Source organism: Micromonospora sp. WMMD975 (assembly GCF_029581215.1).
Taxonomy (GTDB): Bacteria; Actinomycetota; Actinomycetes; order Mycobacteriales; family Micromonosporaceae; genus Micromonospora.
Genome location: NZ_CP120739.1, coordinates 3,336,078 through 3,361,406, shown reverse-complemented (window position 1 = coordinate 3,361,406; position 25,329 = coordinate 3,336,078). Strand labels below are relative to the sequence as shown.

Genomic DNA, 25,329 nt, shown 5'->3' with positions numbered 1-25,329 from the left:
GGTCAGCGGCGCGGGCCGGCCGCCTCGGCGTGGTCGCGGCGACCCGCCGGGTCGAGTCGGGCGATCAGGTCGGTGAGGTGGTCGAGCAGGGCGGTGTCGGCGGGTACGCCCGCCTCGGCGAGGCTGGTCCGGACCCGCTCGTCGAGGCGGGCGTGCTCGCGGCGGCCCCGGGCGGTCAGGTAGGCCCGGATCCGTCGGCGGTCCAGCGGGTCGATCCGCCGGAACACCAAATTGCGGTCGACGAGCTGGTCGACCAGCTTGGTGAGGGTCCCCGGCGGCAGCGACGCCTCGGCGGACACCTCGCTCATCGGATGGCCCTGACCGTCGGCGAGCAGGCAGAGCACCCGCCACGCCTCGGTGGTCAGGTCGTCGTCGGCAAGCACGGCGGCCAACCGGCGGGAGAGCAGCCGTTCGGCGCGGGCGAGCGAGCGCAGCAGATCGGCTGGCGCCCCGGGCACGTCTGACATAAAGCTCCCTGGGCCGGTGGCCCTGTCATCGTAGCGACTCGTCCCGCTCCGTGGTGAGCTGTGGTTTTCCCCCGTCGACCGGGCAATCATGGGCTCATGTCCGCGCCGGCACCGCCGTGGCTCACCGTCGATCGGGCCGTGGTCAGCATCGCGCTTGTCTACCCGATGCGCGGGCCGGCGGGAATGTTCGGCCCGACCTGCGAACTCTGCGCCCAGCTCGCGGTCGAGGAGATCAACGCCGGTGGTGGGGTGCTGGGCCGCGAGGTGCGGCTGGTGCCGGTCGACGGTGGCGCCCCGCCGGCCGAGGTGGCCGCCCAGGTGGAGGCGCTGGTGTCGGTGGGCGCCGTGCAGGGCGTGACCGGTTGGCACATCTCCTCGGTGCGGCAGGCGCTGGCGCCGCGGGTCGCGCACCGGGTGCCGTACGTCTACACCGCCCTGTACGAGGGCGGCGAGCGTACCGAGGGGGTCTATCTGACGAGCGAGACGCCGGATGCCCAGCTGTGGCCCGCGATGCGGCTGCTCGCGGGGGAGCAGGGCGTGCGCCGCTGGTTCGTGGTCGGCAACGACTACGTGTGGCCCCGGCGCACCGCGCGGGCGGCCCAGCGGTACGCGCTGCGCGGCGGCGGTCGGGTGGTGGGGCAGGCGTTCCTGCCGCTGGAGACGTACGACTTCGACGACGTGTTACGCCGGATCGAGCGCAGCGGGGCCGACGCGGTGGTGATGCTGCTCGTCGGCGCGGACGCGGTGCGGTTCAACCGGGCGTTCGCGCGTGCCGGGATGGACCAGCGTTGCCTGCGGCTGAGCACCCTGATGGACGAGAACATGCTGCTGGCGAGCGGGGCGGGCGCGACGCGGCGGCTCTACAGCACGGCGGGTTTCTTCGCCGGCCTCGGGACGCAGGAGAACCTCGACTTCCACGGGGAGTTCGCCCGCCGGTTCGGGGTGGAGGCGCCGCCGCTGGGCAGCCTGGGGGAGTCCTGCTACGAGGGCGTCATGCTGCTCGCCGCCCTGATCGGGCAGGCCCGCACCCTCGACGTACGGGCGATCGAGACGGCTGCCGACACGGTGGCCTACCACGGGCCGCGCGGTCGGCTGCGGCTGCGTCGTCGGCACGTGCGTCAGCGGATCTACCTCGCCGAGGCCGACGGTCTCGACTTCACCGTGCTCGCCCAGCTCTGACGCCCGGCACACCCTTGACACGTCCACCCGACCCGGCCCTAAAATACTTCCTGCGTGAAGTATCTGGCCGCGGCCGGATACCGCGATTGTGCGTCCACCGTCGGCGGAAATCTGTCCGCCGACCATTGTGGTGACCTTTTTCTCGCCGAAACAATCACTGCCGGAATCATCTTGAGAAGGTGATGCCGGCATTGTGACGTGCGCTCTCTCCAGGGCGCGCGGGAAACAGTCAATTAAGGACTGGGAAACGTCCGCGCAATCATGCCGGTCGACGCTTTGCGTGCCCGTAGCCGATGCGATGACCACAGGCGACGTCCACCCGTCGACCTCGGCATCGCCAACCTCAGCTCCACCGGACCGCACCGACCGTCCTTTCGTGACCTGACTGCACCGCAGGGAGAATAGATGTCACTTGTTTGGAGCCGCCGCATCCTGGCGGGCGCCATGACCCTCGTCGCCGCGGCGGCCATGACCGCGTGCGGCAGCAAGACCAGTGACGAGGGCGGCGGGGCCGGCGTCACCGCCGACGTCTCCGGCGACACCGTCAAGGTGGGCCTGCTCAACTCGCTCTCCGGCACCATGGCCATCAGCGAGGTCACCGTCCGCGACTCCATCATGCTCGCCGTCGAGGAGATCAACGCGGCCGGCGGCGTCCTCGGCAAGAAGATCCAACCGATCGGGGAGGACGGCGCCTCGGACTGGCCCACCTTCGCGGAGAAGGCCGAGAAGCTCATCTCCGAGGACCGGGTCGCCGCCGTTTTCGGCTGCTGGACGTCGGCCAGCCGCAAGGCGGTCAAGCCGGTGTTCGAGAAGAACAAGGCGCTGCTGTTCTACCCGGTGCAGTACGAGGGTCTGGAACAGTCGCCCTACATCTTCTACACCGGCGCGACGACCAACCAGCAGATCGTCCCCGGACTCGACTACCTCAAGGCTCAGGGAACGAAATCGGTCTACCTGGTCGGCAGCGACTACGTCTTCCCCCGGACGGCCAACAAAATCATCAAGGCGTACGCGGCGGCGAACGGGATGACAGTGGCCGGCGAGGATTACGCGCCGCTCGGGTCCACCGAATTCGGCACGATCGTCAACAAGGTCAAGTCGTCCGGCGCGAAGGCGGTCTTCAACACTCTGAACGGCGACAGCAACGTGGCGTTCTTCAAGGAGTACAAGTCGGCCGGGCTGACCGCCGCCGCGATGCCCGTGGTGTCGGTGTCCATCGCCGAGGAGGAGGTCAAGGGAATCGGCACGCAATACCTGGAGGGTCAGCTGACCGCCTGGAACTACTACCAGACCACGCCCGGCGCGGCGAACGGCAAGTTCGTGGCCGCGTACAAGGCGAAGTACGGCGCGGACAAGCCGACGAGCGACCCGATGGAGGCCGCCTACGTCAGCGTCTACCTGTGGAAGGCGATGGTCGAGAAGGCCGGCGCGTTCGACGTCGAGAAGGTCCGCGCCGCCTCCGACGGCATCACCTTCGACGCGCCGGAGGGCCTGGTCACGGTCGACGGCAAGACCCAGCACATCGCCAAGACCGCCCGCATCGGCAAGATCGGCGCGGACGGCCTGATCACCGAGGTGTGGAACTCCGGCAAGCCGGTCGCGCCGGACCCGTACCTCAAGACCTATCCGTGGGCGAGCGGCCTGAGCTGACGACGCCGGCCCGGGCGGGCGCCGCGACGACGCGCCCCGCCCGGGCCCCCGACCAGCAGTACGGGAGTACCCACCGTGACAGTCCTCTTCGGTCAACTCTTCACCGGCATCAGCATCGGCGCGGTGCTGCTGCTCATCGCGCTCGGGCTGGCGCTGACCTTCGGGCAGATGAACGTCATCAACATGGCGCACGGCGAGTTCATCATGGCCGGCGCCTACACCACGTACGTGCTGCAACAGAGCATCACCGGCGCCGGCCTGTCGCTGCTCGTCGCGCTGCCGGTGGCGTTCGTGGTCGCCGGCACGATGGGGGTGCTGCTGGAGTTCCTGCTGATCCGCCGGCTCTACGCCCGTCCCCTGGACACCCTGCTGGTGACCTGGGGTGTGTCCCTGATGCTGCAACAGCTCGCCCGGGACATCTTCGGCAGTCCGAACGTGCAGACCCGCGCGCCGGACCTGCTCACCGGCAACGTGGCGGTGCCCGGCGGGCTGACCGTCGCCAACAACCGGCTGTTCATCCTGGCCCTGGCCCTGGCCGCCGTCGCCGCCCTCACCCTGGCGCTGCGGCTCACCCCGTTGGGGCGGCGGATCCGCGCGGTGGTCCAGAACCGCGACCTCGCCGCGGTCTCCGGCATCCCCACCGCCCGGGTCGACCGGACGACCTTCTTCCTCGGCTCGGGCCTGGCCGGGCTCGCCGGGGTGGCGCTCACCCTCCTCGGCCCGATCGGCCCGACCATGGGCACCAACCTGATCATCGACGCCTTCCTGGTCGTCGTGGTCGGCGGGATCGGCCAACTCAAGGGCAGCGTGATCGTCGCCTTCGCCCTCGGGGTCCTCCAGGCCACCGGGGAGTACCTCACCACCCTCAGCGTCGCCAAGGTGATCGTCTTCGTGGCGATCGTCGCGTTCCTCCAGTGGCGGCCACAGGGCCTGTTCACCCTGCGGACCAGGAGCCTCGCATGACCGCCGTGACACCCGCGCCACCGAGCACCGCCGGCGCGCCGGCCCCGGCCGGGACCGCGCCTCCGGGCCGGTCCGGTGGCCGGTCCCGGCTGCGCGCCGCGGCCGGGTTCGCGTTCGGCGCGGCGCTGCTGTTCGCCGTCGCGCCGCTGGCGCTGTCGGACTTCCGGCTGGCCCTGCTCGCCAAGTACCTCTGCGTCGCCATGGTGGCCGTCGGCATCGGCATCGCCTGGGGGCGCGGCGGCATGCTCACCCTCGGCCAGGGCGTCTTCTTCGGCCTGGGCGGCTACGCGATGGCCATGCACCTCAAGCTCGCCGACGCGGGTCCCGGTGGGATGCCCGACTTCATGCAGTTGTACGGGCAGCTCGACGAACTACCAGTCTGGTGGCGGCCGTTCGCCAGCCCGTGGTTCGCGCTGCCGGCCACGGTGCTGCTGCCGATGGCCGTCGCCTTCGGGCTCGGCTCGCTCGTGTTCCGCCGCCGGGTGCGGGGCGCGTACTTCGCCATCCTCAGCCAGGCTCTCGCCGCCGCCATGGTGATCCTGCTGATCGGTCAGCAGGGGACCACCGGCGGCACCAACGGGCTCACCGACATCCAGGGCTTCTTCGGTTACGACCTGGACGACCCGGTCAACCAGCGGATGGTCTACTTCATCATCGCCGGCGTCCTGCTCGCGCTGCTCGCGCTGACCCGCCAGCTCATCCACAGCCGCTACGGGGAACTGCTGGTGGCGGTGCGGGACAGCGAGGAGCGGGTCCGTTTCCTCGGCTACGACCCGGCGTCGGTCAAGCTCGTCGCCTACGTGGTGGCGGCGGGGATGGCGGGCCTCGCCGGCGCGCTGTTCGTGCCGGCGGTGGGCATCATCTCGCCCGCCCTCATCGGCATCGTCCCGTCGATCGAGTTCGTCATCGGGGTGGCGGTGGGCGGCCGGGCCACGCTGCTCGGGCCGGTGCTCGGCGCGGTGGCGGTCGCCTGGGCGCGTACCGCCCTCTCCGAACGTTTCCCGGGCACCTGGACGTACCTCCAGGGTCTGCTCTTCGTGGTGGTGGTGGCGTTCCTTCCCGGCGGCCTGGCGTCGCTGTGGGCGCTGGCCCGACGACGCGCCCAGCGGACGGAGGTGCATCCATGAGCGACGACCGACTCGACGGGCTGTCCGTCCGTGACGTGCGGGTCAGCTTCGACGGCTTCACCGCCGTGGACGGCGTCTCGCTCGAGGTGCCCGCCGGTGACATCCGGTTCCTGATCGGGCCGAACGGCGCCGGCAAGACCACCCTGGTCGACGCGATCACCGGTCTGGTACGGGCCACCGGCTCGGTGTGCTTCGGCGACCAGGAGCTGCTGGGGCGTCCGGTGCACCGGATCAGCCGGCTCGGCATCGGCCGGACGTTCCAGACGTCGACGGTCTTCGAGGAGCTGTCGGTCGTGCAGAACCTCGACATCGCGGCCGGCGCCGGCCGGAGCTGGGCCACCCTGGCCCGGCGCCGGCGGGGGATCCCCGACGAGGTGGCCGCCGCGCTGGCCACCATCGGGCTGACCGGCCGGGCCGACCAGCTCGCCGGCACGCTCGCGCACGGCCAGAAGCAGTGGTTGGAGATCGGCATGCTGCTGGTGCAGGACGCGCGGCTGCTGCTGCTCGACGAACCGGTCGCCGGGATGAGCCACGAGGAACGCGACGCCACCGGCGCCCTGCTGGAGACGGTGAGCCGGGACCGCACGGTGGTGGTGATCGAGCACGACATGGACTTCCTGCGTCGCTTCGCGCGCAGCGTCACCGTGCTGCACGCGGGGAAGGTGCTCAGCGAGGGCACGGTGGCGCAGGTCCAGGCGGACCCGCGCGTACAGGAGGTCTACCTTGGCCACCCGGTCGACGCCGGGTCGGTCCCCAGCGGTCTGGAGGCATGATGCTGACCCTGCGCGGGGTGCACGCCGGATACGGGCGGTCCCGGGTGCTGCACGGCGTGGACCTCGCCGTCCCGCCCGACGGGGTGGCCGCGGTGCTCGGGCACAACGGCGCCGGCAAGAGCACCCTGCTGCGGGTCGCGGCGGGCCTGCTGCGCCCGACCGCCGGCGTCGTCGAGCTGGACGGCGAGGACGTCACCCGGCTCGCGCCGCACGAGCGGGTGGCGCGCGGCATGGCGTACGTCCCGCAGGGCCAGCAGTGCTTCCCGCACCTGACGGCGGCGGAGAACCTGCGCCTGGTCGCCGACGGCCGGCGCGACGGCGCGGTGGCGACGGCGGAGGTGCTGGACCTGTTCCCGGCGCTGCGTCCGCTGCTGCGGCGGCGGGCCGGGCTGCTCTCCGGTGGTCAGCGCCAGCAACTCGCCGTCGCCCGTGCGCTGATCACCCGGCCGCGGCTGCTCATGCTCGACGAGCCGACCGAGGGCATCCAGCCGTCGGTGGTCGCCGAGATCCAGGAGCGGATCGTCGAGTTGACCCGGCAGTCCGGCTTCAGCGTGCTGCTCGTCGAGCAGCACCTCGGGTTCGCGCTGCGGGTGGCGAACCGCTACCACGTCCTCGAATCCGGCCGGGTCACCTCGCACGGCGACGGGGGAGTCACGGCGGAGCGGGAGGTGCGCGCGGCGCTCGCGGTCTGACGATGAGCGCGGGCACCGTCCGGAGCGACTGCCGTCCACCCTAGACTGCGCCGATGGATGCTGAATTCGCCGCCAACGCCGCCGCCACCGCCGCGATCTTCGGAGTCTTCGGGATCGTCTGGTTCGGCTGGGCGCAGGAGGCGCCGCCCAGGGCGTGGCGCCCCTGGCTCGGCATCGGCTCGGTGCTGTCCCTGGTCGCCGCGATCATCGGCGGCATCGTCACGGCACGCACCTGGGACGAGGGCAACTCCGTGGACGAGCGGACGGGGCCGGTCTTCGGGGTGATCGTCCTGATCGAGGTGGTCCTCTGTGCCGCCGGCGCGATCTGGCTCCGGCGGATCGGCCGCACGTCCCTGGTTCCGGCCTGGATCGCCCTGATCGTCGGCCTGCACTTCTTCCCCCTGGCGCCACTTCTGGACTATCCGGTCCTCGCGGTCTGGGCCGCGCTCGTCACCCTGGTCGCGCTCGTCAGCGTCCCCGTCGCCCGACGGTTCCACCTCACCCCCAGCGCCGTCGTCGGTGCCGGCACGGGCGTGGCTCTCCTGGCCGGAGCGGCGACCGCACTGGTGCACGCGCTCACGTAGGTGCTCGCCGCGGATCGCGAGCATTTCGCAATAGCATCGACGTCCGTCTAATTCGTCGTTCCTCGCTCCATCTGACCGTCACCGCTCCCGCCGGGCGTATCAGCCCCGCCGCGCCGCGCTCCTGAACAACGTCATCGCGTCGGCCGGGTAGGCGACAACGCCGGTCGGCGGTTTCTCGACGATGGGAGAAGCCTGTCATGGGCAACGTAGGAAGACGTGTCCGCCGCTCGGCGCTGGCCGTGCTCACCGGCACGGCGCTGGCCGCCCTGCTGGCGGTCACCACGGCCGCCGCCGCGCCGGTCGTGGCGCGGCCGGACAATGCCGCGGCGGCCCGCACCGACGTCTACATCCGGGACGTCACCGCCGATGTCGGCGTCCAGCCCCACTCGCTCAACCCGCTGTGGGCCAGCCCTGACATCAAGGTCTGCCCGACCGCCGTCGAGTGTGCCGTCAGCCAGAACCCGATCGTCGGCGTCACCAACTACATCTTCGTCAAGCTGCGTAACCCCGGCCCGTACGGCACCGGCACCAGCGGCGGCGTGCTGCGGGTCTACCGGACGACGCCGGGTGGCGGTGCCGTCTGGCCGATGCACTGGACCCAGATCGGCGCGATGAACGTGACCGCCTTCGCCGGCACCACGACCGTGACGATCCCGTGGACCGGGGTGCCCGGGCCGGGCCACTTCTGCCTGCTGGCCAGGTGGGTGTCGGCCACCGATCCGATGACCTTCGAGGGCCCGGACATCGGCACCAACACCCGCAACAACAACAACATCGCCTGGCGCAACGTCGACTCGGTGCGGCTCGTCGCGGGCGGGCCGGCGATCGTACGGCCGTTCGCCATCGGCAACTCGCTCAAGGTGGAGACCAAGAACGACCTGGTCTTCACGCAGCCGGGCGAGCCGATCCAGCGTGTCGGCGGCCGGGTCGTCGTCGACCTCGGGCCGACCCTGTTCGAGCGGTGGCAGGCCGGTGGCAAGGTCGGCACCGGCGTACGCGAGGTCGGCAAGAACCAGGTGGAGGTCGTCGAGCCGGCGAAGGCCAGCCTCGGCAACCTGGTGCTGAAACCGGGTGAGCGGGTCGAGTTCTCCCTCACCTTCGCGGCCGAGGCCGCCTCGGACAAGGAGTTCGCGCTCGACGTGACCCAGTTCGGGCCGGACACGAGCGGTGCGGAGCGGACCGACCTCGGTGGGGTGGAGTACCTGATCAGCGTCGGGCGGCAGTAGCCCGGCCAACAGCGGGGGTCGCGGGCCCGGGCAGCCCGCGGCCCCGTCGCCGGGCGCTCGCGGGACGGTCCGGGCGTCCCGCGAGCGCCGTCGTCCCGGCCGGCGGTGGGTCAGCGTAGCGAGACCCAGGTGGTGGCCACCGCGTAGCCGTCGGTGTGGGCACGCAGCCGGACCGGGCCGGGCGGGGGAGCGCCGAGCGAGAAGAAGCCCACCGCGTCGACCGGCGCCTCCGCGTACGTGCCCGAGGCGGTCTGCGCGGACACCCGCCCACCTCGGGGCGGGGAGAGTTGACCGACGATGCCGGCGTCGGTCACCTCGATCTCCAGCACCACCGCCGCACTGCGGAACGACAGCGTCCGCGTCGACCCGGCCGACCGGGTCAGCGCCGGCGCCGCGTCGCACGCCGAGTCGAACGTCAGCTCGGCGAGGGTCACCTCCGTGTCGACGCCCCGCCAGGCGAACGCCGCCAGTGCGGCGGTCAGGAACTCCTCCGGGACCGCCCCGACCTCCCGCAGCGCCGCGCCCAGCTCGGCGGCCAGGGTTACGTCATCGGCCGGCGGCAACGGCTCCATCGCGTTCACCTCCGTTCGTCCGGGTCGCGGCCGTCCCGAGGAACGGGGCGAGCGCCGGGCAGTCCCGTAGCCGGCGCAGGCATCTGGCCTGGGTCGGCCCGATGCTGCCGATCGGCATGCGCAACCGTTCGGCGATCTCCCGGTAGCTGGCCGGCGGGTCGGTGGTCAGCAGGGCCAGCAGCTGCTGGCAGCGCGGCGGCAACTGCGCGAAGCCCTCCCGCAGCGCCTGCCGCCGCTCCGCGCGTAGCAGTTCCTCGTCGGGGGCCGCGACCTCCGCCGAGCGGGAGAAGCCATGGTAGGCGTCCAGCGCGTCGTCGTACGGGTCGAAGAGCTGGGTGCGGCGGCCGAGGCGGGACAGCCGGTAGCACTCGCGCCGGGCCGTGGTCGCCAGCCAGGAGGCGAGGGCCTGCGGGTCGCGTACCCGGCCCAGATGCTCGACGAGACGCAGCCACACGGTCTGGTTGACGTCGGCGGCGTCGGCGCGGCTCAGGTCGTACGACCGGATCACCGAGTAGACGAGCGGGGTGTACCGGCGGACCAGCTCCACCCACGCCGACTCGTCCCCGCCCGCCGCGGCGGTGACCAGGTCGGTCGCGCTCGGGTCGGTCACGGCGACGCCGTCCGCCGGCTGGTGGGGCGCTGCTCCGTTGCTCACGGCCCGCCCGTTCATCCGACGAGCACGCCGTAGTCGGGGTGCCAGCGCGGCGCCGCGAGCAGCGCCAGCCGGGCCGCGTCGGCGGTCAGGCCGCCGGCGGTCATCAGGGCGGCGAGCCGACCGGAGACGTGCGCCGTGGCGAACGAGGTGCCCGCCCAGGCGGCGAAGCCGTGGAACACCCGGGTCGGCCGGCCCGGCAGCGGCAACTGCCCCTCGACGTACGTGCTGTGGCGCTCGCCGACGGCGCAGACGTCGACCCATGGCCCGTAGCCGCTATAGGTGGCCGGCACCACGCCACCGGAGCCCTGGCTGACCGCCGCCACCGCGACGACCCGGTCCAGCGCGGCGGGCCAGGTTGGCCGGCTGGTGCCGGCGTTGCCCGCCGCCGCGACCACGGCGCTCGTCCCGGGTAGCGCGGCCACGGCGTTGGCCAGAGGCAGCGACGGCTGGTCGTCCTGGGTGAAGCCGCCCAGGGACAGGTTGACCACGGACACGGCCGGCGCGAGTCGGGCCATCGCGGCCACCACCGACGCCTCGTCGCCGAGGCCGGTGGCGGTCAGCGCCTGCTCCGGGTCGACCCGGACCCCCGGCGCGGCCTGCCGCACCACCCCGGCGACGAAGGTGCCGTGCCCGCCCTGCGGGGCGAGCACGTCGGTGTGCACGTAGAGCGGGTCCTCGTCGTCGACCTCCGGCAGGTACGCCCCGCCGAGCCACTGCGGGTGGTAGCTGCCGGCCTGCCGCCACATGCCGGTGTCGCAGATCCCGACGGTCACCCCGGCGCCCTCGCCCAGCCGGGCCGGGTCCGGCGGCGACAGCGCGGCGACCGTCGCGGGCGGGCCGCCCGGGTTGCCCATGATGTTGCCGAAGCCCAGCAGCACGTGGTGCGGCTGCACCTTCGGCACCGGCTGCCCCGGCCACTGCTGGGGGTCGCGCAGCTTGGTGACGATCGCGGGAACGTCGGTCTCCCGGTCGAAGAGCAGCCGGGTGACCCCGGCGAAGCCGCCGCCCCCGGCCACCACCTGGCCGCGGGCGCGCAGCCAGGCGGTGACCCGCTGGGCGTCGGCGTCGGCGGCGAGCAACTGCCGTGGCCGGTAGAGGAACTCCCGGCCCGGCGTGGTGTGCCGGCGGACGTTCTTGTCGGCAGCCAGCGCCTCGTCGAAGGCGCGCTGGTAGGCGACGTCGTCCGCGCCCTCCGCGCGGGCCGGGGCCGCACGGGATGCGGTGGCGAACGACGCTGCGGCGGCCAGCGCGGCCGTGGCCAGCAGTCGCCGTCGGGACAGTTGGCCGGCCGGGGGCGGCTCGGCGGGACGGTCAGGCGACACGGGTCCTCCATGCGGTCGGCAGAAGCGCCCGCCACTGGCCGGCGTGGCCATGTTTCCCGGGTGTCGCCGATTCTTCCAAAGCATGGTCGTATGTCAATGACGTTAAGGGTTGGTGCGGATTCCCGACATGCCCCGAAGACATTGACGGCCGGGTACCGGTTCGGGGACTCTGTGGGGCATGCCCGACAGCACCGGTTCCGGTGCCGGTACGGCCCAGGCGGCGCTCGACGCCGTGCAGCGCTACCCGCACGAGGCGATCGCCATCGCCCAGCGGGTGCTGGCCGCCGGGTCCGCGGCCGGGGCCGACGAGCGCTCCACCGCCGAGCGGGCCGTCGGCCTAGCCCTGCGGGAGCTCAACGACCTGCCCGGCGCGCTGCGCCACCTGCGCCGCGCGGTCCGGGCCGCCGGCACGCCCCGGACCCGGGCGTTGGCCCGGATGAGCCAGGGCTACGTGCTGGCCAACGCCGGCCACACCGCCGCCGCGCTGCGCGCGGTGACCGCCGCGCTGCCGCAGCTCGTCGGCGCCGACGCGGGGCGGGCCCGGATGCAGCGGGGCGTGGTGCTGCACTACCGGGGTCGCTACGACGAGGCGGTCCGCGACTACGGCCTGGCCGTCGACATCGCCCTGCGCGAGGGTGATCTGTTGCTGGAGGCGCGGGCGCGCAACAACCGGGGGCTGCTCAACGCCCACCGGGGCGCCGCCGGTGGCACCCACGACGACCTGTCCCGCGCGGCAGCCGCGTTCCAACGGCTGGGCCTCGACCTCGCGGCGGCCGACGCCCGGTGGAACTGCGGCATCGCGGCCGGCCGGCGCGGCGACATCGCCGGCGCGCTGCGCTGCTTCGCCACCGTCGACGAGGAGTACCGGCGGCTCGCCGTGCCCCGGCCGGCGCTGCTGCTGGACCGCGTCGAGCTGCTGCTGTCGGTGCCGCTCGTCGACGAGGCGGTGGTGGTGGCGACGGCGGCGGTCCGGGAACTGGGGCGCCGGGGCATGGCCTCCGACTTCGCCGAGGCGCTGCTGGCCCGGGCCCGCGCTGCGCTGCTCGCCGCGGACCTGGACACCGCGACCGAGGCCGCCGCCGCGGCCCGGGCCCGGTTCCGTCGCCAGGGCCGGCGCACCTGGGCCGTCTTCGCCCGGCACGTCGAGCTGCGCGCCGAGTACCGCCGGGGCACCCGCTCGGCGCCTTTGCTCACCGCCATGGCCCGTACCGCCGACCAGCTCGACGCCACCGGGTGGCCGGGTCCGGCGCTGACCACCCGGATCGAGGCCGGCCTGGTGGCCGCCGCGCTGGGGCGGCCAGGCCGGGCCCGGAACCTGCTGGCGGTGGCCGCCCGGGCCCGCCGTCGCGGCACCGCCGACCGGCGGGCACAGGGCTGGTACGCCCTGGCCCTCTCGCGCCGCCTCGGCGGGGACGAACCCGGGGCCGCCCGGGCGCTGCGCCGCGGGCTGGCCGTGCTCGACCGGCACCGCATGTCGCTCGGCGCCACCGAGCTGCGTGCCCACAGTGGAGCGTACGGTCAGGAACTGGCGGCCGAGGGCCTCGACATCGCGGTCCGGGCGGGCGCGCCGGCACGGGTCCTGGCATGGGCGGAGCGGTGGCGGGCCAACGCGCTGCGGGCCCGGCCGGCCCGCCCCCCGGCCGACCCCGAACTGGTGGCGGCGCTCGCTGAGCTCCGACTGGTCAGCAGCCTGCTCGAAGACGAGGTGCTGGCCGGCCGCCCGGCAACCGCCCTGCGCGGCCGGCAGGCCCGGCTGGAACAGCGTATCCGGGACCTCGCCCGGCGGGTGCCCGGTGAGGGCGCCGTGCTGGCCCCGCCCGGGGTGGGCGCGCTGGCCGCGCGGCTCGGTTCCCGGGTGCTGGTCGAGCTGGTGGCCCACGGCGACCGGATCCGGGCGGTAATGGTCCGCGACGGCCGGGCCAGCCTGCACGACCTGGGCCCGCTCGCCGCCGCGGCGGACCTGGCCCGCCGGCACCGGTTCGCCCTGCGCCGGCTGGTCACCACCGGCGACACGGCCGCCGCGCGGGCGGGGGCCGCCCACGCCGCAGCCGCCCTGGATCGGCTGCTGTTCGCCCCGCTGCGGCTGGCCGACCGGGCCCTGGTGATCGTCCCGGTCGGGGCGCTGCACGCGGTGCCCTGGTCGGCGCTGCCCACCTGCGCGGGGCGTCCGGTGACCGTCGCCCCCTCGGCCACCGCCTGGCTCGGGGCGGACCGGCGGGAACTGCCGGCCGGGCCGCCGGTCCTGGCCGCCGGCCCGCGCCTGCCGGCCGGGCACGCCGAGGTGTGCCGGCTCGCCCAGGTCCTGCCCGGGGCGCGTCGACTCACCGGGCCGGACGCCACCGCCGCGGCGTTGACCGCCGCGCTTGACGGGGCGGGGCTGGTGCACATCGCCGCCCACGGCACATTCCGCGCGGACAACCCCCAGTTCTCCAGCCTGGAACTGGCCGACGGGCCGCTGTTCGCCCACGAGTGGGAGGCGGTCGCCCGGCCGCCCGGCTGCGTGGTGCTCTCCGCCTGTGACTCCGGCCTGACCGGGCTCCGCCCCGGCGACGAGGTCATGGGGTTCACCGCGGTGCTCCTGGCGCTCGGCACGCGGTGTCTGATCGCGACCGTGTTGCCCGTGCCGGCCGAGCCCACCACGGCACTGATGCTGGACCTGCACGCGCGGATGCGGGCGGGTGCCGGCCCGGCGGGTGCCCTCGCCGAGGCGCAGCGGGCGTTCGGCGCGACGGGCGACGGTGCCGCCCGGGCCACCGCGGCGGCCTTCGTCTGCTTCGGGGCCGGCTGACGGTGGCGTCCCGCAGGCCCGGCGTTCGCCGCGGTATTGACAGGCCGTGTCCCGACCGTTGACGCTGTGTTAAGCGACAACTGTCGATACTAACGGGGGCACGATGCGACGCAGGATCTTCGCGCTGGCCACGACCGCCGCGGTCGTCGTCGGCGGGGCCATGACGATGGTGCTACCGCCGGCCTACGCCGCGACGTCGTGCACGGTGGACTACACGGTCACCCGGGAGTGGTCCGGCGGCTTCTGGGCCGAGCTCACCGTCACCAACCTGGGCTCTCCCGTCACCGACTGGTGGCTGCGGTTCCGGCAGGCCAACGGTCAATCGATCACCATGGGTTACGACCGGCTGCCGGACGGATACACGCTCGGCAGCGGCGAGTTGTACCCGCTGACCACGCTCCGTCCACCGGCCGGATCCACGCTGCCGACCGGCGCCTCGGTGACGGTGCGGTTCGGCGGCAACTACCAGGGCGCGAACCCCGAGCCGACCGAGTGGTTGTTGAGCGGCCAGCCGTGCGACGGGGACGTCGCCAGCCCGCCCCCCTCGTCGCCGCCGGCCTCCTCGCCGCCGCCATCCTCGCCCCCGCCCCCCTCGTCGCCGCCGGTCTCGGGGAGCCCGCGGCCCAGCCCCACCCCCAGCCCGCTGCCGGGCGGGCCGTCGGTGGCGCTCACCTCGCCCCTGCCCGACGACTTCTTCGCCGCGCCGGGCGTCATCCCGATCCGTGCCGAGGCCACGGCGGCGACGGCCGGCCGGCGGATCGAGCGGGTCGAGTTCCGGGAGCGCGGCACGTTGCTCGCCGTGGACACCACCGCGCCGTACGCGTTCGACTGGCGCGGCGTGCCGCCGAACACCGGTACCCGCATCACCGCCACCGCCTACGACAGCAGCGGCGCCCAGGCCACCGCCGAGGTCCGCGGCATCCGGGTGCTCCCGCCGCAGGCGCCCGGCGCCGCGCCCGCGCTGAAGGCGTTCGGCAACCGCATCCGCACGGTCACAACCGACCCGAGGCCGTACCGGCCACGCGGAATCATCCGGTCGGCCGTGCCCGGCGAGTGCGCGTGGGGACCGATCCGCTGGGACGGCCCGGTCGACGACGCGTCCGTAGCCGCGCTGCGGGCCCGCGGCGTCGACGCGGTGCGGGTCGTGCTGAGCGACACCTGCTACGCCTACACCGGCAGCCCCACCGACAGGGCGAACCGTGTCGGCTACCTCGACGAGGCGGCCCGGTACGTCGACCGGCTCGCCCGGGCCGGCATCACACCCATCGTGTCGCTGCGCCAGAGCGACGAATCCGCCGCCCGCAATTTCTGGGGCGCGGTGGCGGAGGTGTTCGGCGACGACAACGCGGTGGTCCTCGACATCTCGCCCGACAGCTTCCCGGCGCTCGGCGGCGCCGATCCCGGGGTGGTCTGGACCTGCTGGCGCGACGGCGGTCCCGCGTGCCTGGGCACCGGCCTACCGACCTTCGGCGTGCAGGAGCAGATCCGCCTGCTCCGCGTCCGGGGCGCGTTCAACCTGGTCCTCGCCGCCGGGATCGACGGCGGCAACGACCTGAGCCGGTGGCTGGAATACCGCCCGGCCGACCCGGGCGGCCGCAGCGTGGCCGCCGCCTGGCGCGTCGACGACCGCTCGGCCTGCGCCACGCCGGCCTGCTGGCAGTCCACCCTGCTCCCGGTCGCCGCCCAGGTGCCGCTGGTCGCCACCGACGTCAGCGCCGGCCCGGCGGCGCCGACGTTCGTGCGGCGGACCGTCACCTGGCTCGACCGGCACGGCATCGGCCACCTGCGCCGGTGACCGGGGCAGGGGCAGGCCACCTGAGTCACGATGCTCGGCTGCGGCCGGTGGAACCGGGACTCCAGCTACCGGTTCAACGCCGGCTGCAACCCGGAGCCGCACCACGCGGCTGAGGTGGGGGAGGTCGGGGTGCTCGCCGACGCCGAGGCGCACCGGTTGGAAGCGTGGTTCCTCCAGCGCTACCCGACGTCCAACCCGGTCGTGCTCAAGAACGGCGGGAAATGGAACCTCGTCCTCACCCGCAACGGCGCGGTCTTCAACTTCCACGTCGCCGTCCAGCCGGCCCGCGGCTAGCCCGCGAGACGGGCGGGGCGCGGGGCGGCCGTAACGGCCACCACGCAGCGGTACGCCGACGACTCGCCCGCCACCAGTTCGGCGGTCCCCACCCCGTCGCGGAAGCTCACCTCGAACTCGGCGCCCGGCCCCGCGTCGGGGGTCGGGATCCGCACCCGCTGCCGCTGCCCCTCCGTCGGGGCGTAGAGGCGCAGTTCCACCCCGTCGGGCCAGTGGTAGTCGGGCCGGTCGGAGCGCGCCCCGAACCCGATGACCGCGCCGGGCCGGGCGAGCACCGGCAGGCTGTCGTAGCCGTGCCTCTCGGTCACCCACGCCGGGCCGGTGAGCTGCGCGCCGGTCACCAGGTGGGTCCACGTGCCGGCGGGCACGTAGAAGGTGACCTGCCCGTCGGCGCTGAGCACCGGCGCGACGAGCACGTCCGGGCCGAGCATGTACTGCCGGTCGAGGTGCGCCACGGCCGGATCGTCCGGGAACTCCACGATCATCGGGCGCATCATCGGAATCCCGTCGCGGTGCGCCTCCTCGGCCGTCGCCGCCAGATAGGGCATGAGGCGCAGCTTCAGCCGGGTGAAGTGGCGCAGCACGTCCACGGCCTCCTCGTCGTACGCCCACGGCACCCGGTACGAGCCGGAGCCGTGCAGCCGCGAGTGCGAGGAGAGCAGGCCGAACGCGATCCACCGCTTGAACACCGCCGGGTCGGGGGTGCCCTCGAAGCCGCCGATGTCGTGACTCCAGTAGCCGAAGCCGGAGGACGCCAGGGACAGCCCGCCGCGCAGCGACTCGGCCATCGCGACGAACGTCGACTCGCAGTCGCCGCCCCAGTGCACCGGGAACTGCTGGCCGCCGGCGGTGGCCGAGCGGGCGAACAGCACCGCCTCACCCTCGCCACGCTCGGCCTCCAGCAGCTCGAAGACCACCTTGTTGTAGAGGTAGGAGTAGTAGTTGTGCATGCGCTGCGGGTCCGACCCGTCGTGCCACACCACGTCGGTCGGGATGCGCTCACCGAAGTCGGTCTTGAAGCAGTCGACGCCCATGTCCAGCAGCGCCTTGAGCTTGCCGGTGAACCAGGCCACCGCGTCCGGGTCGGTGAAGTCGACGAGCGCCATGCCGGCCTGCCACTTGTCCCACTGCCACACCGATCCGTCCGGGTTGCGCACCAGGTAGCCGGCCTGGCGGCCCTCCTCGAAGAGATAGGAGCGCTGCGCGATGTACGGGTTGATCCATACGCACACCTTCAGGCCCCGCTCGTGCAGCCGGCGGAGCATCCCCTCCGGGTCGGGGAACGTCGTCGGGTCCCAGACGAAGTCGACCCAGTGGAACTGGCGCATCCAGAAGCAGTCGAAGTGGAACACCGACAGCGGCAGGTTCCGCTCGGCCATCCCGTCGACGAACTCGGCCACCGTCTTCTCGTCGTACGACGTGGTGAACGACGTGGACAGCCACAGCCCGTACGACCAGGCGGGCACCCGGGCCGGCCGGCCGGTCAACGCCGTGTAGCGGCGCAGGACGTCCTTCGGGGTGGGCCCGTCGACGACGTGGTAGGTGAGTGACTGGCCCTCGACGCTGAACTGGGTCTGCGTGACGACCTCCGAGCCGACCTCGAACGACACGTGCTCCGGGTGGTCCACGAACACGCCGTAGCCGGCGCTGCTGAGGTAGAACGGCACGTTCTTGTACGCCTGCTCGCTGGCGGTGCCGCCGTCGGCGTTCCAGACGTCGACCGTCTGACCGTTCTTGACGAACGGGCCGAACCGTTCGCCCAACCCGTACAGCGTCTCGCCGACGCCGAGGGCGAGCCGTTCGTGCACGTACCGGCGCCCCGCGCGGTCGGTGACGATCCCGACGCTGCGTCCGGTGGACGCGGTGACGAGCCGGTCGCCGTGCCGGAACTCGACCCGCCAGCCGTCGACGAGCGCGACCCGGACGGTCAGTTCGCCGGTGGTCAGGGACGCGCTGAGCCCGGTGATGTCGACGGTGACCGGGTGCGTGTCGTCGGTGTGCAGCCCGAAGTGGGGTTCGCGGGGCAACCCGCCGCTGTGGTGGCCGATGGTGACCCCGACCACGCCGGGTGCGGGGGAGAAGAAGCGGACGGTGACGACGGGCCGGTTGAGCGTGTCACCCCGACCGTTGATCTGACCGGCCGGTGCGAAGACGGTGAAGCCGCGGTCGTCCGGCTCGACCGATTCCACCGTGCCGGGGCGCAGGACGCTGACCCCCGGGCGCAGTTGCCAGTATCCGTCGGTGAATTTCACTTCTCGGCTCCTGCGGTGATGCCGCGCGCCAGGGTGCGCTGGAAGATGAGGAAGAAGAGGATGGCCGGTACCAGGCTGAGCAACGCGCCGGCGTTCGTCGTCGGGGCGTCCATCAGGCGGTCACCCTGCAACGACGCGAGTGCGACCGGGATGGTCTGCGTCTGGTTGTCGATCAGCATGACGAGCGGGATGAGGAACTCGTTCCAGGTCCAGATGAAGAAGAAGATGAGCAGGACGGCGAGGGTCGGCCGCAGGTTGGGGAAGACCACCCGCCACAGCACCGTCCACTTGCCGGCGCCGTCGAGCGCCGCGGCCTCCAGCAGCGAGCGCGGGAACGTGCCGAGCACCGAGGCGAGCAGGTACGTGCCGAACGCGCTCTGGACGACGGTGAAGATGATGATCACCGACAGTCGGGTGTTGTAGAGGCCGATCTCCTTGGCGACGTAGTAGAGCGGGTAGATCAACGCCTCCTGCGGCAACATGTTGGCCAGCAGGAACAAACCGACGATCCACAACCGGCCGCGGACCCGGCCGACACCCAGGGCGTACGCGTTGAGCAACGACACGACGACGCCGAGGACCGCCACCGAGCCGGCGATGAGCGCCGAGTTCCACAGCTTGAGCGGGAAGTTCACCTCGGACCAGTACGTCGTCAGACCTCGGGTGTAGAAGTCCGTCGGCCAGCTCAGCGGCCCGGCCGACGAGTAGTCACCCGGCGATTTGAACGCGTTGAGCAGCATGAACGCGAACGGCACGAGCATGGCGAGCGCGCCGGCGGTGACTCCGACGAGCACCAGCCATCGGCTGACGCCACGGTGGTGCCGGTCGCGCGCCGGTCGGCGGACCGGAGCGTCGGTGATCGTGACGGCCATCTCAGATCCCCCGGTCCCGGCGCTCGCTTCGGGCCTGCGCCCAGATGAAGACCACGGCCACCACGACGATGATCACCGTGAGCACGGTGGAGATCGCGGAGCCGTACCCGACCTGGAGCTTCTTGAAGAACGTGTAGTACGCGAAGTACGACGGCACGTTCGTGGCGTTTGCCGGGCCGCCCCGGGTCAGCGCGAAGATCGGCCCGAACACCTTCAACGCGGCGATGGTGCAGGTCAGGGCCACCACGAAGGTCTCCGGCCGGATCTGCGGCAGCGTGATCGCCCGGAACCGGTGCAGCCAGTTCGCCCCGTCGACCTCGGCCGCCTCGTACAGCTCCGGGTCGACCCGCTGCAACGCCGCCATGAACACGACCACCGGATAGCCGATCTGCACCCAGATCATCACCGCCATCACCGCCGGCAGCGCGGTGTCCGGGTCGCCCAGCCAGTCGTGGCGCAGCGCGCCGAGACCGACCGCGTCGAGCAGGCTGTTGAACGCGCCGTCGGGGCGCAGGATCCAGCCCCAGACGATGCCGGCCACCACCACGGGCAGCACCTGCGGCAGATAGAACGCGGCCCGCAGCGCCGCCGCCGTCCGTGGTTTGAACCGACGCCCGATGACGTCGAAGAGCACCGAGGCGAGCAGCAGCCCGAGCAGGGTCGGCACCACCACCATCGCGACGATCATGGCCACGGTGTTGCGGAACGACGCCCAGAACACCTCGTCGTGCAGCAACCGCTGGTAGTTGTCCAGCCCGACGAAGGTGGGGTCGCCGACGCCCGACCACCGGGTCAGCGACAGGTAGCCGGTGCCGACCAGTGGCGCGCCGATGACCAGGATGAACAGCGCCGCTCCGGGGAGCAGGTAGAGCCAGTACGCCGCGTCGCGGCCACGCGGCCGGCGGCGGGACGGGGACGCGGGGGAGGAGGGTTCGGCCGACGGTGTGGCGGCGACGGTGTCGGAGACTGCCATGGAAGATCCTTCCCGGCGGGGGCGGGCGCGCCTGTCGTACCGGCCGCGCCCGCCGCTCGCCGCATCACTTGCCGGTGATCTCCTTGACGCCGTCGGCGTACGGCTTGGCGATCGTGTCGAGCACCTGGTCGGGGGACTTGGAGCCGTTGATCAGGCTCTGGAATCCGCCGACCAGCACGTCGTAGTAGCCGGGCACCGGCCAGTCCGGATAGAAGGCAAGGCCGTCCTGCTTGCTCACCGTGTTGAAGTCCTCGATCAGCTTGCGATCCTTCGCGTCCTTGATCTTGGCGGGGTCGCCGGCCACCGGGACCCCACCGTTGTTGCCGATGAGATCCTGGATCTCCGGGCGCAGGGTGATGTCGATGAAGTCGGACGCCAGGCTCTTGGCCTTGCTGTTCGTCGGGACGACCCAGATGTTGCCGGACGATCCGGCGTTCAGGGTGTTGCCCGGGAACAGGAAGGTGTCCCAGTTGGCCTTCATCTCGGCCTTGAAACGGCCGTACCACCAACTGCCCGAGACGATCATCGGCGTCTTGCCCGCGATGAACGCGGTGCCCATGTCCTCGGCCTTGAGACTCGCCGAGTTCTTGGCCACGTAACCCTTCTTCACCCAGTCGGCGAAGGTGTCCGCGCCGTACTTCAGCGGGTCGGCGTGGAAGTCGACCGGGTTCTTGTAGAGCTGGTAGTTGTCGACGAACTGGCGGTCGGCCTTCGACAGGGCCAACTGGTAGAAGAGCTGCCCGGCGGGGTACTCGGCGCCGGCCATGCCCAGCGGGGTGATGTCCTTGCCGACGAAGGTGTCCATCGCGGCGGTCATCTCCGCCATGGTGGTGGGCACCTTGACGCCGTTGCGGTCGAACAGGTCCTTGTTGTAGTAGACCGTGACGTACTCGCCGTAGTTCGGCACGCCGAACCAGTTGCCCGACCCCATCACGCCCTTCTCGCTGTAGCGGGCGGTGGTCTGGAGGCTGGGGCTGAGCTTGTCGGCCCAACCGCGCTTCTCGGCCTCCTCGCTGAGGTCGGTGAGCAGGCCCTGGGACGACAGCAGGCCGGCCGTCGCGTTGCCCTTGTTGTACTCCATGATGTCCGGGCCCTCGGACGAGTTGATGATCATACCGGCGTTCTGCTGGATCTGCTCGAACGCCTTGCGCTCGAAGCGCACCTCGACGCCCGGGTGCTCGTCCTTGAAAATCTCGATGGCCCGGTCCCAACCGATCCCCATCGCGCTGTTCTCGCTCTCGTAGTGCCAGAGCTTGAGGGTCTTGGCCCCGCTGCCGTCACCGCTGTCGTCGCCGCAGGCGGCTACGGTGGTCGTCGCGGTCGCCGCCAGGGCGATCGCGGCGACGATCCGGCGGAATCGCTGCATTGCTATCCTCCTCGTCGAGTATCGTGCCCGGTACTTCATTGGCCCGTCGTCGCGTTGCCGCGCGACGGCGGGCCGTTACTACTGGTCAGCCGCCATCGGTTCGCGGCCTCGTGGTGCTGCGGTCGATCCCCGGATCTCCAGCGCGCACGGCAGCAGTTGCTGGTGGCGCTCGTCCCCGGCCCCGTCCAGGTGGCGTACCAGCGCCTCGACGGCGATCCGGCCCATCGCCGAGCCGGGCGACGTCATCGCGGTCAGCGCCGGGGTGGCCAGCTCGGCGACCTGCGGCGAGGTGACCATCGACACCACCGAGACGTCGTCGGGCACGGACCGCCCGCGCGCGGTCAGCTCGCCGAGGATGCCGAAGGTCGCCGCCTCGTTCATGGCCAGCACGGCGGTCAGGCCCGGCGCCCGCGTGACGGCGGTGGCAAGCGCCGCCCGGCCGCCGGCGGCGCTGTCCTCGGCCGGGATCATGACCGGTTCCAGGCCGTGGCCGGTCATGGCCGTGACGAAGGCGTCCCGGGTACGCAGAGCCGGCCCGTAACCGCTGGCCAGGGTCTCGGCCGAGTGGTTGACGTAGACGATCTGCCGGTGCCCCAGGCCGACCAGGTGCGCCACCGCCTCCCGCACGGTCTGCTCGAAGTCGATGTCGACGTAGGAGAGCCCGCCGGTGTCCCCGGTGCGCCCGATCAGCACCAGCGGCACGCCGGCCTGCTGGAGTGCGGCGACCCGCTCGTCGGCGAGTTGGACCTCCATCAGCACGACGCCGTCGAACATGCGCTGGCTGGCCAGCCGGCGCAGGGCGTCGAGGTCGCCGCCCCCGCCGACGGGGGACAGGACCAGGTGGTAGCCGACGGCGCTGGCCGCCGCGGCGGCCCCGGTGACGAACGCCGTCTCGGTCGCGCCGAGGCCGCGCTCGTCCATCGGCAGCAGCAGGCCCAGGATCCGGCTGCGCCGACTGGCCAGGCCGCGGGCCATGGCGTTGGGCTGGTAGTCGAGCTCGGTCATGGCGGCGAGCACCTTGGCCCGGGTGGCCCGGGAGATCGGCCGGGTGCCGGTGAGCACGTAGGAGACGGTGCTGACCGAGACCTGGGCCAGGCGGGCGACGTCATGCATGGTGGCCACCGCGCACCTCCCTCGGGCCGGGCGGGAACGGATTCGACCGTTCGTCGAACCGCTTCGACGAAGCGGTTCGACAGACGCTAGGCCCCCTGTTACGGCGGCGTCAATAGTTGATGTCGAAAAGACGTCAGGTCACGTCGCGGTGCGTCGTACGGCAGCCGCTGATGACCTGAACGGGTCGCCCCCGGCGTGAGGTCCAATTGCGTCGGGGGCGCTCTGCGTTCTGGTCCGTGCTCAGGCGTCGAAGGTGCCCGCCTTGATGCCCCGGACGAAGCCGGCCCACCGGTCGGCGCTGACGGACAACATCGGCCCCTGTCGGTCCTTGCTGTCGCGGACGATGACGGCCTGGGGCAGTGTGGCAACCTCAACGCAGTTGCCGCTTGAGCCGGACCTGGTGCTCCTACGCCAGGTGACGCGAGTCAGGTCCATCCCGTGCCTCCTAGGTAAGGTCTGCCGCAATCGCACGCAGCGTATCTCGCGTGGGCTTCGGTGCCAGCGCAAGGGCTTGCAGTTGCTCGTGTGCCGCAGCGTATGCGGCAACCTCGCCGGGCCGCTCCAGGTACAGCGCTCCGGTCAGAGTGTCGACGTACACCATGCGTTCTTCGGCTGCGTCCGGGTACGGATCGGGCATCGGTGCGAAGTCGAGGATCACAAAGCTGCCATCGAACCCGACTCCAGCCGAGTACGGCAGCAACTGAATCTGGACGTTGCTCCGTGTCGACTCTTCGATGAGTCGCGTGAGCTGCCGCTTCAGCACCTCGGGTCCGCCGACCATCCGGCGAGCCGCGCCCTCGTCGATGACCACACGAAGCATCGGCGGATCGTCGCCGGCCAGGATGGATTGCCGCTCCATCCGCAGGGCAACCTGTCGGTCAACCTCGTCACCGCGCATCGGGACGGGCGCACCCTCGAAGGCCGCTCGTGCGTACTCTTCGGTCTGCAACAGGCCGGGCACCATCTGGCACTCGTAGGTGCGGATGACGGACGCCTCGGACTCCATCCCGACGTACGCCGCGAACCAGTCCGGCAGTACGTCGCTGTATCGCTGCCACCAGCCGCGCTGCTTCGCCTGGCGGGCGACCGCGATCACGGCCTCCGCCTGATCGCCTTCGACGCCGTACAACGCCAGGAGCGCCCGCACGTCGTTCGGGTGCGGCCGGACCTCTGCCGTCTCGATCCGGCTGAGCCAGCTCGCGTCGTGGTCGACCCGCTTTGCTGCGTCGGCTGACGTGATCCCCGCTGTCTCGCGGAGCTGTCGGAGGGTCAGCGCCAAGCGTCGGCGCCTGACGGTGGGGCTCTGACGTGGAGGCATGTCGTCATCTTGCCATGCGGAAGACCGGAATTCCTTTCGCAGACACGCATTCCGCAATCTGGTTATCCGCATATTGCGGATTACCTTCTTGCGTGAGACGGTGTTGCCGGGTGTGGCGGTCGGATGACCGTGAGTGGCCCGGCCGCCATGCCGTCTAATGGAGGAGGCGCAATGGGCAGGCACGTCAGCTACGACCAGTACGTGGTAGCCGCAGCTCTTACGCTGGCCCGACGACATCGGCCCGTGTGGTCGTGGGAGAAGTGGCGGCGGGTCTGCCGGTGCGGGGGTGAGCTGCCCTGCCGGGCAAAGCATCGTGTGCCGATCAACCGGGGTCACTGGCCGAGTGAGGACCGATGACCACGCACGGGCCTGTCCTGCCGGTCTGGACGTGCGCGGAGTGCGGATTGCCCTGGCCCTGTCGCGCCCGACGCCGTGAGCTGCTGGTCGAGTACGAAAGCGTTCCGGTGTCCCTCGCCCTCTACATGGCCTCGCACCTGGTGTCCGCCGTGCAGGACATGGGCTGGGCTCCCGCTGGCGTTCTGCACCGCAGGTTCCTCGGGTGGCTGCCGTGACTGAACTCGCGGTGCCGTTTTCGGTTCAGGTGGCCTGGTTCGTTCTCGTCGCGGTCTTGCGTGCTCACCTCCTGGCCTGGCGGACGGTGAGGAACCTGCGGTGACCACACTCCGAGCCGGTGACCTCGTGCAGGTGACCCGCGTGGCCAGCGTGCAGTTCAGCAGCCCGATCATGTTCCGGGTCATCCGTGTGCTGGACTGGATCACCTACGAGGGGTGGACGTGGCTCGACGGCTACCAGCTCGACGCCAAAGGCGAGGCCGTGGCCCGGCGGTCGATCTTCGTGCAGCCGGCGGGGTTGATGGTCCAACGACGAACCGCCCCCGTGCCGCTCGGGCAACAGAGGCGGTCCAGATCGCCGCAGAGGCGTTAATCAACCCACCGGGACCCTCTCGGTCGTCGCTGATCCGCCGGTATTTCGCCGTACGTCAGGGCGTCATGGGAGCGATCGCACAATGGCTGCATGTTTTCCGGCATCACGTGGTGCCACGGGCTTTCGTGACGCGGCCTGGCGGCAGATGACGTCGACCAGCTCGCCGACCGTGGCCACGGTGGATGCGCGGGGGTCGTTCAGGAGGTTGACGCTGAAGCGGGCCTCCAGCGCGATCAACAGTTCCAGCGCGGCGAGCGAATCGATGTCCAGGTCCTGGACCAGGTGGTCCTCCGGTCGTAGTTCCCGGCGGACGCGCTTGATCTCCAGGAAGACCGCATCGAGCGCCGACATGACGTCGGCCTCGGTCACCGGAACGGCGTGTGTGGTCATGTCCTTCACCTTT

25 protein-coding genes are annotated in these 25,329 nt (G+C 71.9%); 13 read left to right on the top strand and 12 right to left on the bottom strand.

Annotation, left to right across the window (positions count from 1 at the left end; all coding sequences use genetic code 11):
* Positions 1-2: 2 nt before the first annotated feature.
* Entirely contained in the window at positions 3-467 is a 465-nt protein-coding gene (locus O7613_RS14420; protein ID WP_282294402.1) for a MarR family transcriptional regulator, read from the bottom strand.
* Between the two features lie 96 nt (positions 468-563).
* On the opposite strand from O7613_RS14420, the gene O7613_RS14415 reads away from it, so the two are divergent.
* The 8 genes from O7613_RS14415 to O7613_RS14380 all read left to right on the top strand — a co-directional run bounded on the left by O7613_RS14415 (position 564) and on the right by O7613_RS14380 (position 8,661).
* Positions 564-1,646 carry a substrate-binding domain-containing protein gene (locus tag O7613_RS14415; RefSeq protein ID WP_281587892.1) on the top strand — a complete coding sequence of 361 codons (1,083 nt, stop codon included), beginning with the start codon at positions 564-566 and terminating at the stop codon, positions 1,644-1,646.
* Between the two features lie 405 nt (positions 1,647-2,051).
* A complete protein-coding gene (gene urtA / locus O7613_RS14410) occupies positions 2,052-3,296 on the top strand; it encodes an urea ABC transporter substrate-binding protein (RefSeq protein WP_282294399.1) in 1,245 nt (414 codons plus the stop codon).
* 75 nt (positions 3,297-3,371) lie between these two features.
* On the top strand, positions 3,372-4,259 hold the full coding sequence (urtB, locus tag O7613_RS14405; protein WP_282294397.1) for an urea ABC transporter permease subunit UrtB: 888 nt from the start codon (positions 3,372-3,374) through the stop codon (positions 4,257-4,259).
* A complete protein-coding gene (gene urtC, locus O7613_RS14400; RefSeq protein WP_282294396.1) occupies positions 4,256-5,386 on the top strand; it encodes an urea ABC transporter permease subunit UrtC in 1,131 nt (376 codons plus the stop codon). Before urtB ends, urtC begins: the two co-directional genes overlap by 4 nt.
* Entirely contained in the window at positions 5,383-6,159 is a 777-nt protein-coding gene (gene urtD, locus O7613_RS14395; protein WP_282294394.1) for an urea ABC transporter ATP-binding protein UrtD, read from the top strand. The genes urtC and urtD overlap by 4 nt, the downstream gene beginning before the upstream one ends.
* The gene (gene urtE, locus O7613_RS14390; protein WP_282294393.1) at positions 6,159-6,851 is read left to right on the top strand and encodes an urea ABC transporter ATP-binding subunit UrtE; all 693 of its coding nucleotides are present in this window, start codon (positions 6,159-6,161) and stop codon (positions 6,849-6,851) included. Before urtD ends, urtE begins: the two co-directional genes overlap by 1 nt.
* A gap of 53 nt (positions 6,852-6,904) precedes the next feature.
* Positions 6,905-7,435 (top strand): hypothetical protein, encoded by a 531-nt coding sequence (locus O7613_RS14385; protein WP_282294391.1) that lies wholly within the window; start codon positions 6,905-6,907, stop codon positions 7,433-7,435.
* Between the two features lie 197 nt (positions 7,436-7,632).
* Positions 7,633-8,661 (top strand): hypothetical protein, encoded by a 1,029-nt coding sequence (locus O7613_RS14380; RefSeq protein WP_281587905.1) that lies wholly within the window; start codon positions 7,633-7,635, stop codon positions 8,659-8,661.
* Positions 8,662-8,771: 110 nt separating this feature from the next.
* Here O7613_RS14380 and O7613_RS14375 read toward each other — a convergent pair whose 3' ends face one another.
* The 3 genes from O7613_RS14375 to O7613_RS14365 are packed head-to-tail and all read right to left on the bottom strand — an operon-like array spanning position 8,772 to position 11,210.
* Positions 8,772-9,233 carry a hypothetical protein gene (locus tag O7613_RS14375; RefSeq protein WP_281587907.1) on the bottom strand — a complete coding sequence of 154 codons (462 nt, stop codon included), beginning with the start codon at positions 9,231-9,233 and terminating at the stop codon, positions 8,772-8,774.
* Positions 9,208-9,888 carry a sigma-70 family RNA polymerase sigma factor gene (locus tag O7613_RS14370; protein WP_281587909.1) on the bottom strand — a complete coding sequence of 227 codons (681 nt, stop codon included), beginning with the start codon at positions 9,886-9,888 and terminating at the stop codon, positions 9,208-9,210. Before O7613_RS14370 ends, O7613_RS14375 begins: the two co-directional genes overlap by 26 nt.
* An 11-nt stretch (positions 9,889-9,899) precedes the next feature.
* Complete coding sequence (locus O7613_RS14365) at positions 9,900-11,210, bottom strand: S8/S53 family peptidase (RefSeq protein WP_282294389.1); 1,311 nt, start codon at positions 11,208-11,210, stop codon at positions 9,900-9,902.
* Between the two features lie 178 nt (positions 11,211-11,388).
* Here O7613_RS14365 and O7613_RS14360 point away from each other — a divergent pair, with 178 nt between their 5' ends.
* The 3 genes from O7613_RS14360 to O7613_RS14350 all read left to right on the top strand — a co-directional run bounded on the left by O7613_RS14360 (position 11,389) and on the right by O7613_RS14350 (position 16,087).
* Positions 11,389-13,998, top strand: a complete 2,610-nt coding sequence (locus O7613_RS14360; RefSeq protein ID WP_282294387.1) for a CHAT domain-containing protein — start codon at positions 11,389-11,391, stop codon at positions 13,996-13,998.
* Positions 13,999-14,101: 103 nt separating this feature from the next.
* Positions 14,102-15,793: a cellulose binding domain-containing protein gene (locus O7613_RS14355; protein WP_282294386.1), complete on the top strand. Its 1,692-nt coding sequence runs from the start codon at positions 14,102-14,104 to the stop codon at positions 15,791-15,793.
* 30 nt (positions 15,794-15,823) lie between these two features.
* Positions 15,824-16,087, top strand: a complete 264-nt coding sequence (locus tag O7613_RS14350; RefSeq protein ID WP_282294384.1) for a hypothetical protein — start codon at positions 15,824-15,826, stop codon at positions 16,085-16,087.
* Here the strand turns inward: O7613_RS14350 and yicI are convergent.
* From yicI to O7613_RS14315, 7 genes are all read right to left on the bottom strand, one after another.
* Positions 16,084-18,339: an alpha-xylosidase gene (gene yicI, locus O7613_RS14345; protein WP_282294383.1), complete on the bottom strand. Its 2,256-nt coding sequence runs from the start codon at positions 18,337-18,339 to the stop codon at positions 16,084-16,086. The genes O7613_RS14350 and yicI overlap by 4 nt on opposite strands.
* The gene (locus O7613_RS14340; protein WP_282294381.1) at positions 18,336-19,211 is read right to left on the bottom strand and encodes a carbohydrate ABC transporter permease; all 876 of its coding nucleotides are present in this window, start codon (positions 19,209-19,211) and stop codon (positions 18,336-18,338) included. Before O7613_RS14340 ends, yicI begins: the two co-directional genes overlap by 4 nt.
* Position 19,212: 1 nt before the next feature.
* Positions 19,213-20,184, bottom strand: coding sequence for a sugar ABC transporter permease (locus O7613_RS14335; protein ID WP_281587925.1), 972 nt, complete (start codon positions 20,182-20,184; stop codon positions 19,213-19,215).
* Between the two features lie 64 nt (positions 20,185-20,248).
* On the bottom strand, positions 20,249-21,550 hold the full coding sequence (locus O7613_RS14330) for an extracellular solute-binding protein (RefSeq protein ID WP_282294380.1): 1,302 nt from the start codon (positions 21,548-21,550) through the stop codon (positions 20,249-20,251).
* A 78-nt stretch (positions 21,551-21,628) separates the two neighbouring features.
* The gene (locus O7613_RS14325) at positions 21,629-22,663 is read right to left on the bottom strand and encodes a LacI family DNA-binding transcriptional regulator (RefSeq protein ID WP_282294535.1); all 1,035 of its coding nucleotides are present in this window, start codon (positions 22,661-22,663) and stop codon (positions 21,629-21,631) included.
* 240 nt (positions 22,664-22,903) lie between these two features.
* Positions 22,904-23,098, bottom strand: coding sequence for a DUF397 domain-containing protein (locus O7613_RS14320; RefSeq protein WP_282294379.1), 195 nt, complete (start codon positions 23,096-23,098; stop codon positions 22,904-22,906).
* A 10-nt stretch (positions 23,099-23,108) separates the two neighbouring features.
* The gene (locus tag O7613_RS14315; protein ID WP_282294378.1) at positions 23,109-23,981 is read right to left on the bottom strand and encodes a helix-turn-helix transcriptional regulator; all 873 of its coding nucleotides are present in this window, start codon (positions 23,979-23,981) and stop codon (positions 23,109-23,111) included.
* A gap of 353 nt (positions 23,982-24,334) precedes the next feature.
* Here O7613_RS14315 and O7613_RS14310 point away from each other — a divergent pair, with 353 nt between their 5' ends.
* Both O7613_RS14310 and O7613_RS14305 read left to right on the top strand, forming a co-directional pair.
* Positions 24,335-24,553, top strand: a complete 219-nt coding sequence (locus O7613_RS14310; protein ID WP_282294376.1) for a hypothetical protein — start codon at positions 24,335-24,337, stop codon at positions 24,551-24,553.
* A gap of 100 nt (positions 24,554-24,653) precedes the next feature.
* Entirely contained in the window at positions 24,654-24,926 is a 273-nt protein-coding gene (locus O7613_RS14305; protein WP_282294374.1) for a hypothetical protein, read from the top strand.
* A 63-nt stretch (positions 24,927-24,989) separates the two neighbouring features.
* Here O7613_RS14305 and O7613_RS14300 read toward each other — a convergent pair whose 3' ends face one another.
* Positions 24,990-25,316: a phosphopantetheine-binding protein gene (locus tag O7613_RS14300; protein ID WP_282294372.1), complete on the bottom strand. Its 327-nt coding sequence runs from the start codon at positions 25,314-25,316 to the stop codon at positions 24,990-24,992.
* Positions 25,317-25,329: the final 13 nt, after the last annotated feature.